Raw genomic sequence first — 14,837 nt, forward strand, 5'->3', positions numbered from 1 at the left:
ATCTGCCGGTTTCGGGGCAGCAATGCAATTTCATCTGCTCCGGAAAACCCGCCTAGGTCCGGGCAAAGAAAAAGGCGGGCACCAAGCCCGCCTTTGATGTCTTGTCGAATCGTGTCCCGATCAGGGGGCGATCCGAAATCCCGGCCTCAGGCCAGAGCCAGATTGGCGGCGCTTTCGCGTCCGTCACGACCCGACTCGATGTCGAAGGTGACTTTCTGGTTGTCGGCCAGGCCGGTCAGGCCGGCGCGCTCGACGGCCGAAATGTGGACAAAGACGTCCTTGCTGCCGCCATCGGGTGCGATAAAGCCGTAGCCTTTGGTAGAGTTGAACCATTTCACGGTGCCAGTGGCCATGTCCGTGGTCTCCTATAGTATTTGCTGTCCGCGGAATTGCGACAGCCCGGCGCGGTTGGTCTGGATCGAAGACTGACCGCCGAAAAAGGAGACAGTGGGTCGACAAAGAATAACGTTAGCGGTGACCGATATGGCAGCTTGCCCCGAGTCTGGCAAGAAAAAATGCGCACATGATTGCGGTTGACGACAAAGGGCTGGCCGGTACCGGCAGGGCGGGCGGCGCGTCTAGTTCTGATAGTATTCGCGATACCAGAGCACGAATTCCCGCAGCCCGTCGCGCAGGTCGGTCCGAGGCGCATAGCCCGTCAACTGGCGCAGCAGATCGGCATTGGCCCAGGTCGCGGGCACGTCGCCTTTTTGCATGCTCATATAGTTGCGCTGGGCCTTCAGGTTCAGGCTGTCTTCGATAGCTTCGATAAAGTCCAGCAGGCGCACCTTGTCGGAATTGCCGATATTGACGATGCGAAACGGCGCCACCGGCGACAGGCTGTCGCCCTCGGCGATATCGGCGGCGCTGTCCGGGCGTTCGGGCACCACGTCGATCAGCAGGCGGATGCCGCGCACCAGATCGCCGACATAGGTGAAATCGCGATACATGTCGCCGTGGTTGTAGACGTCGATGGGCTCGCCGTTCAGGATCGCCTTGGTGAATTTGAAATAGGCCAGATCGGGACGCCCCCAGGGGCCATAGACGGTGAAAAAGCGGAACATGGTGGTCGGCAGGTTCCACAGATGGGCATAGGCATGGCCCATGCTTTCATTGGCCTTCTTGGTGGCGGCATAGATGGTCAGTTGGCCATCTGCCTTGTCCGTCTCGGCAAAGGGCATGTCCGCGTTGGCGCCATAGATCGACGAGGTCGAGGCCATCAGCAGGTGGCGGACCTGCAATTGCCGCGCCACTTCCATGATGTTGAAGGTGCCGATCACGTTGCTGTCCAGATACGAGCGCGGATTTTCCAGCGAATACCGAACACCGGCCTGACCGGCCAGGTGTACGATCACATCGGGCTGAAAGCTCCCGGCGACATGCTGCACGGCTTCGTTGTCTTCCAGCATCGCCTCGGTGGCGGTAAAGCCCGGCGTCTGCAGCAGCAACTGATGGCGCCGGCGCTTGAGGGTGACATCGTAATAATCCGTCATCCCGTCAAAACCATGCACCACATAACCCTCGTCCAGCAGCAGTCGGGCGAGGTGAAAGCCGATAAAGCCGGCGGTGCCGGTGATCAGGACCTTGGCCCCGGGTTGCGTCCTGTCCATCTTGAGATTGCCTTTGTGCGAAAACAGCGGTCAGCCTGACCCGGTTGTCGTAAAAAAACAACCACTGATTGCATTGTTGTGGGAATTAGCAGCCTAAGCCGGGGACCCGGCCCGCGCCGGGTCGCGCTGTGGCAAGGACCAGAGCGGGGCCAAAGCGGGCCGGTGTGAGGACCGGGCGGGCAGGGCGCCGAACGCCCCGCCCGCGCCCAGTCAATCAGTTGATCACCGAGAACTCGATGCGGCGGTTGCGCGCCTTGTTCTGAGCGGTACTGTTATCCACCAGCGGGCGGGCCTCGCCATAGCCGACGGTGACCATTCGCGCCGAGGAAATCCCCTTGGATTGCAGATACGAGGCCACAGAGGCGGCGCGGCGTTCGCTGAGACGTTTATTCGCCACGTCGCTGCCGTCGGAATCCGTATGGCCGCCAATCTCGATATTCAGGTCGGGGCAGCGGTTGACGATGTCATAGAGGTTGTCCAGCAGCGGCCGGCTCTTGGCATCCAGACGGGCGCTGCCGGCAGAGAAATAGATGTTGCCGGTGCGTGACAGGATCTCGAACCGGCCGACGCAGGCTTCGCGATCCAGGTTGCCCTTGGTTTCCAGCGCGGCCGAGCCGGGCGCGACCACATTGGTCAGCATTGTTGCATCCGGCGGAGTGCCCGGGCTGGACCGGTCAAAGACGAAATCGAAACTGACCACACCCAGCGGCGCGATGTCCACATTCGCCGCCTCTTGCAGCTTGGTGCGCCCGTCCTCGAGATTGTGCTCGGCCAGGGTGACCGCGATCGGCGTGGTCGCCGAGATCGTCACCCGGTCGTTGCTGATCAGGGTGATGGCGACTTCGGCGGTCTTGGTGATTGACACGCCATGCAACACTAGCGTGTATTCCACATTCACCATCTTGCGGCGGGTCACGTGCAGGTCGGTCAGTTGCGCCGGGTCCAGCTGGACGGTGATCGTGGCCTCGGGATGCAGGAAGGTTTCAAAGAACAGGAACCGCATCCGCACGTTGCGCAGATCGACCTTGGTGTCGACCGAATCCATCAGGACGCGAATCTGCGCCTTGCCGTCCGGGGTGATCAAACCGCTGATCGTCGCGAATTTGTTGGTCTCGGCGACGTTGCCTTTCTTGATCGACATGAACCGCAATTCCGACGCCTCGGAATCCAGAACCCAGCCGTTTTCGAACGGGTCTGCACTCTGGGCCAGGGCAACGGAAACGGCGGCCAGCAGGATCCAGAATCCCAGGAAAGCCGGAAAAAGCGCACGGCGCGCATATTGCAGCATCATGTCAGTCCTTATTTTGGTCGGCAAAAACGATTTGTACACAGTTGGATGGCACCATCCCAGAACTGTAACAGGAAACTTGCACCCTTGAAGAAGAAAAGCGATAGTTGCATTGAAAATGCGCCATACATGCTGCACTCACGGAACATGTGACACCGCGCGATCGCTTGGCAATGCCCCGGTACGCCGACATGGCGCCGGTACGCAGGAACAGAAATACAGGAACAGCCCGTGCGCATTGCAATAAGATTCTGCTGCCTTCTGATGATGATTGCGGCCACATCGGTCTCCGCCGGAGATCGGCTGGCGCTGGTGGTCGGCAACTCGGCCTATGGCACCGTCTCGCCGTTGGACAATCCGACACAGGATGCACAGTTGATCGCCGAGACGCTGGAGAAACTGGATTTCAAGGTCACCCTGCTGCTGGACGGCTCGCAGATCGACATGAAACGCGGCATCTCGCAATTCGGCCGCGACCTGCGCAAGGCCGGGCCGGACGCGACCGGCCTGTTCTACTATGCCGGGCATGGTGTGCAGTCTTTCGGAACCAACTATCTGCTGCCGGTTGACGTGGCGCTGAACGACGCTGCCGATCTGGACCTGGTCGCGGTCGAGGCGCAATCGGTGCTGCGACAGATGTTTTCGGCGCGCAACAAGACAAATATCGTCATCCTGGATGCCTGCCGGAACAACCCGTTCACCGACATTCACGGCTTTAACGATAATGGCCTGGCGGAAATGCAGGCGCCGACCGGTACCTTTTTGGCCTATGCGACGGCACCTGGCGGCGTGGCGCTGGACGGGCTGGGCAGCAACAGCCCCTTTACCCAGGCGATGGCGGCCACCATGTCGACACCGGGTCTGCGGATCGAGCAGGTGTTGAAGAAGGTGCGCGTCGAGGTGATCAGACAAACCAACGGCAAGCAGACGCCCTGGGATTCCTCGTCGCTGACCAGCGATTTCGTCTTTGCCGAAGAAGAGCCGATGAGTGCCGAGGAATTGCAGGAGCTGCAATTGTGGAATTCGGTCCAGGCCTCGGGCGATCCGGTGCAGATCATGTTGTTTCTGCGCAGCTATGGCGCGGGCCAGTATGCCGAGGATGCGCGCAAGCTGCTGTCGGTGTTGATGGCCAAGGAACTGTCCGACCCGGCGCCGCCGAAACCCGCCCCAGTGGCCAAGGGCCCGTCACAGCGCGAACAAAGCTTGTTCGAAACGGCACAGGCCGAGGCCAGCATCGGCGGCTATGAATCCTATCTGCAGGCCTTTCCCGACGGGGTCTTCGCCGAATTCGCCACGCAGGAACTGGCCGCTTTGCGCAAGAAATCCGGCCATGATCCGATCGGCGAGGGCGTCAGCGCCGCCCCGGCGAAACCGGCGCCGGAACCGGCCCGCCGCCCGGCCTCGACGGATATCACCTTCAAGTCGCCGCTGGAGTCGGAACTGCCGGCCGTGTCCGGCCGCTCGATCGCCGATCTGATCGCCAGTTCGCCGCTTTATCCACCGGTCGAAGGGCTGCCCGAGGCCTATTGGAAGGACAAGACCTGTTCCAATTGCCATCAGTGGACTCAGGACCGGCTGTGCACCCAGGCCAATGCCTATCTCAGCCTGAACATGCAGCGGTCGCTGGACAAGAAACACCCCTATGGCGGGGCGCTCAAACGTCACCTCAAGACCTGGGCCGCCGGCGGCTGCAAATGATTGTCTGCGCGCACGGGTGCGGTCACGGACCGGGGGTCAGCGCTCGGCGGTGGTGACAAAGAAATACACCCACTCGCCCCTGAAATCCGGTGTTCGGGCGCGCGTTTCGGATACGCGGTCGCGCAACCAGTCCAGATAGGCCGCCGCCGGTTCGACCAGCGGACGCAGCCCGTCATAGAGCGGAACCGAAGCGGCAAAGGCCACCGCAATCTCCTGCCCGTAGGGAGGACCGATCAGGATTTGCAGACCGGCCTCGCCGGGTTCGCGCGCGCCGACCCGAAAGGCCCTGTCCGCCCCGACTTTTTGCAACGGCACCTGATCGTTGGGAGCCAGGTGCAGGACGTTGCCGCCGGCGTCGAAATAGTCGACATAGACAAAGGCGTCGTAATCCGGGGCCGTCAGGTCAAAGAACAGACGGTCGTCGCGGACGAACTCCAGAACCCGCGCATGCGTGTCGGTGCCAATCAGCAGCGGGTTGGTGATCTGATCGGTGGATTGCGGCAGGCCGATATCGGCAATCCCGCCCAGGGCGTTGCATTGCGGCCGCGGCAGGATCAGCATGCGGTCTGACACCTGGATGTCGGACCCCATCCGGGCCTGCAGCGCCGCCAGGACCGGCGCGCGCAGACCGTCCTGCGGCACGTGGCCGTTGACCTGCAGCGTGGCGCTGTCCGGATCGAACTGCACCTGCAGCCGGGCACAGGGGACCTGGGCCAGCAGGGCTGACACACCGTCGCGCAACTGGCCGCCGGTTCGGTCCGCATCGGCCGGGCGCACGAAACTCTGAAAGGCCGCCAGCGAGACCGGATCGACATCGCCATCCTCTGCGCCGGCAAAGGCCAGCGCCGCGGTCAACCGTTCGGGGGCCTGCGCCGCCGCGCGCGCGGGTGCCGGATCGCTTGATGCGGACGGTACAGGCACGCTGGCGGGCCGGGACGGTTCCATGCGGGCTGCGGGCTGCGGTGGCACGGACGAGACCGACGCGGTGGCCGGAGCGCGCGGCGGCGCGATATCGGCGCGCGGCCTCAGCTGCATCGCCGGCGTACGTTCGGGCGGCACCCTGATCACGGGCTGCCCGATGCCGGCCTGTGCGGGCAATCGCGCAGCTGCGATATCGGCCACGATGGCTTGCGGCGGCCCTGCGGGGGCTGGCGGCAACATTTGCGCGGCGGCATCGGTGTTTCTCAGCGGCGCGGCCCTGGGCGCCGGCACCTCGGCGATCCGGGAATGCCGCACCGCGCCGGCCGATACCGCGTTGGGTTCGGCTTTGGCGGCGGCCGCCGCCGGGGCCGGGGGCCGCCGCTCTGGTGCCTGGCTCCGTTCCAGCCTGAGGGCCTGAACGTCCAGCCTGCTAGCGGGCATCTGCTGTTGCTCTACCGGGGTCGGGCGCAGGGTTGCCACGAGAATCGCCAGCATCGCCGCATGTACCAGCACCGCACCCGCCGCGGCAGCGGCCCATTCCGTCGCCCGGGCGGTCATGGCGGGGCCGACAGAGGCGCCGGCGTGACGACCAGTACCACGTCCCGCACCCCCAGTGCCTCGGCCTGACCGACCAGCGGCAGCACGTGGCGCAACTCGGCATCGCGATGGGCGTTGATGCGCAGACGCAGCGCCTCGTCCCGGCGCAGCGCCTGCGTCAGAGCGACCTCCAGATCGGCCCGCGTCAACCCGGCGCCATCCAGCGCCAGCCGGCCATCCCGCGCCACCGACAGGGTGGCGCCGCCTGCGGGCATGTCGCGACCGCTGAGCGCAACGGGTGGCGCCACGTCAAAGGGCGCGGTCGCATCCATGCGGCCGATCAGCATGAAAAACACCAGCAGAAAGAACACCACATCGATCAGCGCGATGATGGTTTCCGAATGCGTGGCGCGGGCGGGACGGTTCAACCTCATGGCCGCGCCTCCAGCCGGATCACCCGCAAACGGGAGGCCCCGGCGCGCGTGGCGACATCCATCACCGCGACCAGCGCCTGTGTCGAGGCCGCGCCCGAGGGCAGAACCAACACCTGGGTCAGGGGATCATTCAACAGACGCGAGGCCAGCAGGTTGGTCAGTTCGCGAGCGTCGTGCGGCCGTCCCCGGACGACCGGAACCCCATCTGCCGACAGTCGGATCAGCACGGTGCCGGTGGCGACGGGTGCGGGCGCGGAGGTCTGATCGCCCTGCCGGGCGGCAGGGATCATGTCGAGGTTCAGATAGGTCGACGTGACCATGAAGAACACCAGAAGAATCAGCATGACGTCGATCATCGGCACCAGCGAGATCAGCGGTCCGGATCGCGTCGGGCGCCTGAGAGTCACGCTGTGGGCCATGCGGCCGGTCCTCCCGTCTGTCAGACCTCTGGATAGGCCTCGGCCAGCATCAGCTGGCCGATTGCGCTTTCGATCATCTGGGTCGCGCTTTCGACGCGCGCCGACAACAGACCCGCGCCCACCGCCGCCGGAATTGCCACCAGCAGTCCCGCGGCCGTGGTCAGAAGCGCCTGCCAGATGCCGCCGGCCAGAACCGAGGCATTGGCGGCGCCGGCCGCCATTTCCAATTCCTGAAACGACAGGATCATGCCCAGAACCGTGCCCAGCAGGCCCAGCAACGGCGAGATCATGGCGATCAGTTCCAACAGCCGGATCGCGCCGTGCATCCGCGCCGCTTCCTCGTTGCCCCGCCGGGTCAGTTCCGCCTCAAGCGCCGGTCCCTTCATGCCGCGCGCCAGCGCCTGCATGGCATAGGCGGTGACCCGATCGGCCGGCGATCTGCCCCGCGCGACGGTGTCCTTGGCGGCGTGCTTGTCGCCCTCGGCCCATAGCCGGAACGCCGTGCCGCGCGCCGCGGCACCTGATCGGCAATGCCACAATTGCAGAACCTTCATCAGGATCAGAACCCAGGACATCAGCGACAGCACCGCCAGCACCGCGATGATCGGTCCGCCTGCTCCCAATGCCGCGAACGTGGTGGGCATCCCTATTTGACCAGTGCCGCGTTGGTCCGGCTGTTCAGGTCGAGGATGGGGAAACAGTCGGCTTCCTCGGCGTTCTGCGGCCGGCACGAGGTCAGTTCGTGCAACAGGATTTCGGAAATGGCCGCGCAGGTCGTGTCGGGTATCTCGAACAGTTTCAGCGTCGTCCGGGCCACGGGCAGCGGTGCCGCGTCAATCGACAGCAACCGGTCGATCACCCCGTTGTCGTCCAGGATCGCCAGGGACATCTCGAACCCCTGGAACGTGGTGTCGGTCTGGTTGCGGAACAGAAAGAAGGCGCGGCAACCGCCGGTCTCGATCTCTTCGAACTTGTTCAACTCGACGGTCAGACGTCCCGGTTCGGCCCGCACCGGCGCGCAGCTCAGCGCCAATGCGGCGGCGGTGATCAGGGTCTTTGAAGCTGACATGGCGTTCTCCGGATGCGGGGTGGGGTCAGGCCAGCGCCGAGCTGACCTTGTTCAGCGAATCCAGCGCCGATCCGCGAATATTGGTCTTGATAAACCCGTTGTCATCCACCGCCTTGAAGAACTCGGTGTCCAGAACCCCCTTGTAGGTGTCGATGATCCGCTGCGCATCGGATTTCAGCTTGTTGCGGCTGTCGGCATCCGGGGCTTCGTTCATCTTTTGCAGGGTGTTTTCCAGATCCTTGTCGATCTCTTCTATATATTCGAACAGCACGCCGGATTTCGACGGCACGTCTTCCAGCCCTTCGACATTGGCGGTGACCTTGTCGATCTCGGCTTTCAGCCGCTCGATATCCTTGCGCATACCCATCCGGGTTTCGATCCAGGCGACGCGCAGCGCCACCAGCCCCTCCTGCACGGAGTCCGCGGCCTCTTGGGCGGCGGCGGTGGTCTCGGCCTCGGATGCCTGTTTCAACAGCTGGGCCGTTTTGCCCGCGGCATGCAGCGCTCCGGCGAAATTGCCGGCCTTGGCATAGTCCTTGGCGGCGTCAAAGTTCATGTTGATCGCCGCCAGGTCGCCGCGCTTGTCCTGCATCGCCTTGTCCACGGCGGGTTGCAGCCGGGCCTGCGCGGCCTGCCATTTTGCGGCGTCCGGGTCGGTCGCGGGCGCCGCTTCCGTGGTCGCCATCACCTTGTTCACCGCCGCTTCGATCTTGCCCAGCATGGTTTCCGCCGCCTCGTGGTTGCGGTCCTTGATTTGCTGGGCGGCCGAGGCCAGCGCGGTCATCAGCTTGTCGCGCGCCGGGGCGGCCAGTTCGGCAATTGCTTCTTTCAGCGAGGCCGCGCGCGCCGCCAGGGCGCGCAGGTCGGGCGCGTCGGCAGCGGTTTCCGCCGGGGCGGCGCTGGCGGCAGCACTCAGTTTCGCCACCGCGTTTTCCAGTGCCGTGATGGTCTGGTCTGCCTGTTCCAGGGCAGCGGATTTGACCTGTCCGATCGCTGCCGCCATCACCTGTTTCAGCTTGTCGGCGGCGGCTCCCTCGGCGGCAAGAATGGCCGGTTGCAGCGCCTTGAGCCGGGCCGCCAGCGCGGCGGCATCTCCGGCCCCGTCGCCACCGGTTTCGGTATCGGCGGGGGCGGGCGCCTCTGCTTCACCATCGGCTTCGGGGGCGGCAGCGGCCGGTTCCGCCGCCGGTTCCGCGCCGGCAGCAGCCGGCGCCTCGGCATCCTCCATCGTGGGATCGGGCGGCAGATCCTCGACATCGCTGTCCAGGGTGTTGCCGTCGGCATCCAGGATCACGACATTGACCAGGGTTTTCTGGGATTTGAGGTATTTCTTCAGCACCTTGGCCATCTGCGGAACGGTGCGTCCGCAGGTCATCTCCATGGTGCGGCCCTTAACCTCGAACGTGCCAAAGGCCACCTTGGGGCTGCTGCCCTCCTGCCGGGCCAGTTTGCCCAGCATTTCCGGGCTCTTTCGCCGGTCGATCAGCAGGGTGTGTTCGTTCTTGGCGCCAGGGCAGAAACCAAAGGAAAGGGCCCGCTTCTTTCCCAGCTTTACCAGCTTCTTCAGTTCGGCGCCTTCGACTTTCAAATCTGCCATCGGTTCGAAGTCTCCGTTTCTGTGGAAATTCAATTGACTTTGAGAAGACGATAAGGCTGACTTGGGGTCAAGAAATTGTTTGCGCTGTGTGAACTGCATTACAGCGCGGCCTGCAAAGAACGGGTTCAAGTGTGTGTGCGGCTGTTAGCGGGCCGTTTCGAAGGGAGACACGATGGATCCGGAAGTACTACTGAAACCCAAGGGTGACGATGCTCCAAGTGGTGAGAACCTGGAGTACGAGCCGACCTTTACCGAGATGGAACTGGCCGCCCAGCCCGTCGAGGAGCAGCAGGTCGGGGACTCGACAACCCAGGGGCAGGATCCCGATTACAGCGAAGTCGTGGAAAAGGCACTGGCAGTGCTCGAGCAGAGCCATGATGTGCGCGCCGGCGTGTTTCTGGCCGATGCGATCCTGCACACCGAGGGACTGACCGGATTTGCCGATGCCACCGCGGTTCTGCGCGGCCATGTGGAACAATTCTGGGACACATGCCACCCCGAACTGGACGAAGATGACGACAATGACCCCACCATGCGGGTCAACGCGATCCAGGGCCTGTGCGGCCAGCCCGGCGGTCTGGCGGGGGCGGCGCCGGTCTATCGTTCGGTCTATCGCGCGGCGCTGACCGACAGTCGCGGGTTTGGCCGGTTCTCGATGCGCGACATCGACGTGTCCGAGGGGCAGGTGACCCTGCCCGAGGGCGAGACCGGCCCGGATACCGCGACGATTTCCGCGGCCTTTCAGGACACCGACCCCGAGACGCTGAGCGCCACGCTGACAGCCGTGCGTGCGGCGACCGAAAACGTGCGCGCCATCGCCGCCGTGTTCGATGAAAAGACACCGGGGCAGGGCCCCGAACTGGAGGCGCTGATCAAGCTGCTGGACCGGATCGCGCAGCGGCTGGCTGACTATGCCGGGGCCCCGGCCGGGGACGATGCCGCCGAGGATGCCGCGGCGGCCGATGCGGACGCGCCTGGGGCTGCGGCACCGGTTGGCGGTGCGGCGCCGGCCGCGGCGCGCGGCGAGATCACCTCGCGCACGGATGTGTCCAACGCGTTGGATCGGATCGTCGGGTATTACCGGCAACACGAACCGTCCAGCCCGATCCCGATCCTGCTGGAACGGGCAAAGCGGCTGGTCAATGCCGATTTCCTGACCATCATGCAGGACATCGCCCCTGGCGAGGTCGAGAATGTCAGGATGCTGGGCGGCGTCGACAAGGAATGACCAGGGCGCGCCCGTCGGGCGCCGGTACTGGAACGGTGAAACAGGGATACCAAGGAGCACTCAATGGCGGATAGTTCACAGAAATTCATTGCGCGGAACCGCGCCCCAAGGGTTCAGATCGAATATGACGTGGAACTCTATGGCGCCGAGAAAAAGGTTCAGCTGCCCTTTGTGATGGGCGTGATGAGCGACCTGGCCGGTAAGTCCGAGGTGCCGCAGCCGGCGGTGGCGGACCGCAAGTTTCTGGAAATCGACGTGGACAATTTCGATGACCGGATGAAGTCGATGCAGCCCCGTGCCGCCTTTACCGTGCCCAACACCCTGACCGGCGAAGGCAATCTGGCGGTGGATATCACCTTTGAAAGCATGGACGATTTCAGCCCGGCTGCGATCGCCGCCAAGGTGGAACCGCTGCGCGAGCTGCTCGAGGCGCGCACCCAGTTGTCGAACCTGATGACCTACATGGACGGCAAGACCGGCGCCGAGGATCTGATCAGCAAGATCATCACCGACCCGACCCTGCTGAAAACGCTGGCGGCGCAGCCGGCGCCCAAAGCCGACAGCGACGAAGAATAGGAGAGACACATGGCTGAAGAACAAGCCCAGGCAGAAGCCGGCGGCGAAGCCACGGCGTTTGGATCGTCGGAATTCGCCGACCTGCTGCAAAAGGAATTCCGCCCCAAATCCGACCAGGCCAAGACCGCCGTCGAAAGCGCGGTCAAGACCCTGGCGGAACAGGCGTTGGCCAATACCGCGCTGATCTCGGACGACGCGCTGCGCTCGATCGAAAGCATCGTGGCCGAGCTGGACAAAAAGCTGACCGAGCAGGTCAACCTGGTCCTGCACCACGAAGAGTTCCAGCAGATGGAAAGCGCCTGGCGCGGTCTGCATTACCTGGTGAACAACACCGAAACGGATGAGATGCTGAAAATCCGGGTGATGAACATCAGCAAGAAGGACATGCACAAGACCCTGCGCAAGTTCAAGGGCACCGCCTGGGACCAGTCGCCGATCTTCAAGAAGATCTACGAAGAGGAATTCGGCCAGTTTGGCGGCGAACCCTATGGCACGCTAGTCGCGGATTACCATTTCGACCACAGCCCGCCGGACGTGGAACTGCTGGGCGAGATGTCCAAGATCGCCGCCGCCGCACATGCGCCGCTGATCACCGGTGCGCAGCCAACGCTGTTCCAGATGGACAGCTGGAGCGAATTGGCCAATCCGCGCGATCTGACCAAGATCTTCCAGACCCCGGAATACGCCTCGTGGCGGTCCCTGCGCGAAAGCGAAGACAGCAAGTATGTCGGTCTGGCGATGCCGCGGTTCCTGGGCCGTCTGCCCTATGGGTCGAAAACCGATCCGGTCGAGGCCTTTGCGTTCGAAGAGGACACCGAAGGTGCCGACAGCAGCAAATACGGCTGGGTCAACGCCGCCTATGGCATGGCCGTCAACATCAACCGGTCGTTCAAGATGTATGGCTGGTGCTCGCGCATCCGCGGTGTCGAAAGCGGCGGTGCGCTGGAAAACCTGCCCAGTCATACCTTTCCGACCGACGATGGCGGTGTCGACCAGAAATGCCCGACCGAGATCGCGATCAGCGACCGGCGCGAGGCGGAACTGGCCAAGAACGGCATGATGCCCCTGATCCATCGCAAGAACTCGGATCTGGCGGCGTTCATTGGCGCACAGTCGCTGCACAAGCCGGCCGAATATGACGATCCGGACGCCACCGCCAACGCCAATCTGGCGGCAAGGCTGCCGTATCTGTTCGCCACCTGCCGGTTCGCGCATTACATGAAATGCATGGTCCGCGACAAGATCGGCTCGTTCAAGAGCCGGCAGGCCATGGAGACCTGGCTGCAGGGCTGGATCAACAACTATGTCGATCAAAACGCAGATGTTTCTTCGGAATCGGTCAAGGCGCGCAAACCACTCGCCGCCGCAGAGGTCGTTGTCGAAGAAGTAGAGGGCAACCCCGGCTATTATTCGTCGAAATTCTTCCTGCGCCCTCACTACCAGTTGGAGGGACTGACCGTGTCCCTGCGTCTGGTATCCAAATTGCCTTCGGAAAAAGGAGCGTAATTCAGGCTCTCAGAAGGCACTCCTCCCCCAAGAAAAGGCGCGTTGCGCCACACTGTGAAAGGATAACCAATGGAAAACGCATTTATTCAGATCACCGATGCACCGGGCGAAAGTCTGGACAGCGCTCACCCGGAATGGATTCCGCTCAAGTCGGTCTCGTTCAATGTCGAGCGGACGCTGGACATGGCCGACCTGGGCACCACCCAGCGTGGCTATGCCAATGCCAACTTCGGCAAGATCGCGGTGACCAGCGAACTCAGCCTGGCCTCGCCCAAGCTGATGCTGTCGGTGGCCAACGGCACCGTGCGCACCAAGACCGAGATTCACCTGTGCCGGTCCGGCGCCGGGGATACCGGCATGGAGCCGTATCTCAAGTTCACGCTGCACCATTCGGTGATCGACAAATACGAAGTGTCCGGCGGCGAAGAGCAGATCCCGGAAGAGAACTGGGAACTGGCCTATCGTTCGATCGAGGTCGAATATCTGGCCGCTGACCCCGAGACCGGCGCGCTGGGCGACAAGACGTCCGACTTCAGCTGGAACATCATGAAGAATGAAATGGGCACCTGACCCGTTCCCCGTCCATGCCCGGGCCTTTCGGTCCGGGCATGGGCATTTTCAATGACCTGGAATTGACAATATGACCCCCGAAGAACTTCTGAAATCAGGCGATCCGGATGCCGCGCTGGCGGCCCTGCAGGACAAGGTGCGCGCCGATCCGGCCAATCCAAAACTGCGGATTTTCCTGTTTCAGCTATTGTGCGTCCTGGGGGACTGGAAACGCGCTATCACCCAGCTCAAGCTGAGCGCCGAGATGGACGAGGCCGCGACGATGATGGCCAAGACCTATCGCGAGGCGATCATCTGCGAGGTGTTCCGCGAAAAGGTGTTTGCCGGCGAAAAGGAACCTCTGATCTTTGGCGAGCCCGAGGAATGGCTGGCGCTGCTGATCGAGGCGCAAAAGGTTCTGGCCGGTGGCAACGCGGCCAAGGCGGCAGAGCTGCGCGCCCGCGCCTTTGACGCGGCCCCCGCCTGTGCCGGTGAAATCAACGGCCAGCCATTCGCCTGGGTCGCGGATGCGGATATGCGTCTGGGGCCGGTGCTGGAAATCATCGTCAACGGGCGGTATTTCTGGCTGCCTTTCAGTTCGATCGGCACGCTGACGATGGAGGATCCGACCGATCTGCGCGACGCGGTCTGGACCGCGGCGACGCTGGGCCTGAAGAATGGCGGCTCGGTCGCGGCCCTGATCCCGACCCGCTATGCGGGCACCACGGCAGGTGACGATCCGGCGGCCAAGCTGGCCCGTGCCACCACCTGGTCCGATGCCGGCGACGAAACCTTTGTCGGCTGCGGTCAGCGGCTGCTGACCACCGACCAGACCGATATCGCGCTGATGGATGTGCGCAGCCTGACCATGGAGGGCGCTGCCGCAGCGGAGGGCGTGGCCGGCGATGGCTGACAAGACACTAGCCGAGCGCCTGCAACCGTCGCTGCTGGACCGGCTGACCGACGAAGAGCCCGGCAATCTCAAGGAAACGCGCGACGCCCGTGTGATCGACATTTCGCGCCTGCGCGACATCATCCAGCGCGACCTGTCCTGGCTGCTGAATACCCAGAACATCGAGAACAGCATCGATGCCAAGGCGATGCCCAACGTGGCGCGTTCGGTGCTGAACTATGGTCTGCGCGAGGTGTCCGGCGAATTCTCGACCCAGGCCCGTGCCGAACAGATCCGCCGGTCGATCGAAAAGGCTATCGCGATCCACGAGCCGCGCATCATCAAGGGCACGGTGGACGTGACCCTCAGCCCCGACGAAGAGGGCGGCGAGATGACCGTGGCGCTGATCATCCGCGCCGACATGTGGGCACAACCGCTGCCGTTGGAACTGTACCTGCGCAGTCAGGTCGACGTGACGACCGGCGAAGTCTCGGTGGAAAGGAGCCGCTGAAC

General features: G+C 63.5%; 16 protein-coding genes. 7 read left to right on the forward strand and 9 right to left on the reverse strand.

The features are described from left to right. Positions 1-146: 146 nt before the first annotated feature. From ACFMPD_RS09515 to ACFMPD_RS09525, 3 genes are all read right to left on the reverse strand, one after another. Entirely contained in the window at positions 147-353 is a 207-nt protein-coding gene (locus ACFMPD_RS09515; RefSeq protein WP_380993581.1) for a cold-shock protein, read from the reverse strand. A 225-nt stretch (positions 354-578) separates the two neighbouring features. Continuing rightward, complete coding sequence (locus tag ACFMPD_RS09520; RefSeq protein WP_380993582.1) at positions 579-1,610, reverse strand: NAD-dependent epimerase/dehydratase family protein; 1,032 nt, start codon at positions 1,608-1,610, stop codon at positions 579-581. Positions 1,611-1,824: 214 nt separating this feature from the next. Further along, a complete protein-coding gene (locus ACFMPD_RS09525; protein WP_380993584.1) occupies positions 1,825-2,898 on the reverse strand; it encodes an OmpA family protein in 1,074 nt (357 codons plus the stop codon). Between the two features lie 267 nt (positions 2,899-3,165). On the opposite strand from ACFMPD_RS09525, the gene ACFMPD_RS09530 reads away from it, so the two are divergent. Continuing rightward, positions 3,166-4,596, forward strand: coding sequence for a caspase family protein (locus tag ACFMPD_RS09530; RefSeq protein WP_380993586.1), 1,431 nt, complete (start codon positions 3,166-3,168; stop codon positions 4,594-4,596). Positions 4,597-4,632: 36 nt separating this feature from the next. Here the strand turns inward: ACFMPD_RS09530 and ACFMPD_RS09535 are convergent, their stop codons facing one another. From ACFMPD_RS09535 to ACFMPD_RS09560, 6 genes are read right to left on the reverse strand one after another with little or no spacing between them, the layout of a single operon-like run. Continuing rightward, entirely contained in the window at positions 4,633-6,075 is a 1,443-nt protein-coding gene (locus ACFMPD_RS09535) for a hypothetical protein (protein WP_380993587.1), read from the reverse strand. Beyond that, positions 6,072-6,488 carry an ExbD/TolR family protein gene (locus ACFMPD_RS09540; protein WP_380993588.1) on the reverse strand — a complete coding sequence of 139 codons (417 nt, stop codon included), beginning with the start codon at positions 6,486-6,488 and terminating at the stop codon, positions 6,072-6,074. Before ACFMPD_RS09540 ends, ACFMPD_RS09535 begins: the two co-directional genes overlap by 4 nt. Further along, positions 6,485-6,907, reverse strand: a complete 423-nt coding sequence (locus ACFMPD_RS09545) for an ExbD/TolR family protein (RefSeq protein ID WP_380993589.1) — start codon at positions 6,905-6,907, stop codon at positions 6,485-6,487. The genes ACFMPD_RS09540 and ACFMPD_RS09545 overlap by 4 nt, the downstream gene beginning before the upstream one ends. A gap of 20 nt (positions 6,908-6,927) precedes the next feature. Further along, positions 6,928-7,551 (reverse strand): MotA/TolQ/ExbB proton channel family protein, encoded by a 624-nt coding sequence (locus ACFMPD_RS09550; RefSeq protein WP_380993591.1) that lies wholly within the window; start codon positions 7,549-7,551, stop codon positions 6,928-6,930. Between the two features lie 2 nt (positions 7,552-7,553). Then, positions 7,554-7,976: a hypothetical protein gene (locus ACFMPD_RS09555; protein WP_380993592.1), complete on the reverse strand. Its 423-nt coding sequence runs from the start codon at positions 7,974-7,976 to the stop codon at positions 7,554-7,556. Positions 7,977-8,001: 25 nt separating this feature from the next. Next, complete coding sequence (locus ACFMPD_RS09560) at positions 8,002-9,573, reverse strand: hypothetical protein (RefSeq protein WP_380993593.1); 1,572 nt, start codon at positions 9,571-9,573, stop codon at positions 8,002-8,004. 172 nt (positions 9,574-9,745) lie between these two features. On the opposite strand from ACFMPD_RS09560, the gene tssA reads away from it, so the two are divergent. The 6 genes from tssA (at position 9,746) to tssE (ending at position 14,835) form a co-directional block, all read left to right on the forward strand. Continuing rightward, the gene (tssA, locus tag ACFMPD_RS09565; protein WP_380993595.1) at positions 9,746-10,801 is read left to right on the forward strand and encodes a type VI secretion system protein TssA; all 1,056 of its coding nucleotides are present in this window, start codon (positions 9,746-9,748) and stop codon (positions 10,799-10,801) included. A gap of 63 nt (positions 10,802-10,864) precedes the next feature. Next, positions 10,865-11,377, forward strand: coding sequence for a type VI secretion system contractile sheath small subunit (gene tssB, locus ACFMPD_RS09570; protein ID WP_380993597.1), 513 nt, complete (start codon positions 10,865-10,867; stop codon positions 11,375-11,377). A gap of 9 nt (positions 11,378-11,386) precedes the next feature. Continuing rightward, entirely contained in the window at positions 11,387-12,883 is a 1,497-nt protein-coding gene (gene tssC, locus ACFMPD_RS09575) for a type VI secretion system contractile sheath large subunit (RefSeq protein WP_380993599.1), read from the forward strand. A 69-nt stretch (positions 12,884-12,952) separates the two neighbouring features. Beyond that, positions 12,953-13,453: an Hcp family type VI secretion system effector gene (locus ACFMPD_RS09580; RefSeq protein ID WP_380993600.1), complete on the forward strand. Its 501-nt coding sequence runs from the start codon at positions 12,953-12,955 to the stop codon at positions 13,451-13,453. 70 nt (positions 13,454-13,523) lie between these two features. Continuing rightward, positions 13,524-14,345 (forward strand): type VI secretion system accessory protein TagJ, encoded by an 822-nt coding sequence (locus ACFMPD_RS09585; protein WP_380993602.1) that lies wholly within the window; start codon positions 13,524-13,526, stop codon positions 14,343-14,345. Further along, a complete protein-coding gene (gene tssE / locus ACFMPD_RS09590) occupies positions 14,338-14,835 on the forward strand; it encodes a type VI secretion system baseplate subunit TssE (protein ID WP_380993604.1) in 498 nt (165 codons plus the stop codon). Before ACFMPD_RS09585 ends, tssE begins: the two co-directional genes overlap by 8 nt. The last annotated feature ends 2 nt before the right edge of the window (positions 14,836-14,837 follow it).

The organism is Sedimentitalea sediminis (assembly GCF_042687825.1).
Taxonomy (GTDB): Bacteria; Pseudomonadota; Alphaproteobacteria; order Rhodobacterales; family Rhodobacteraceae; genus Sedimentitalea.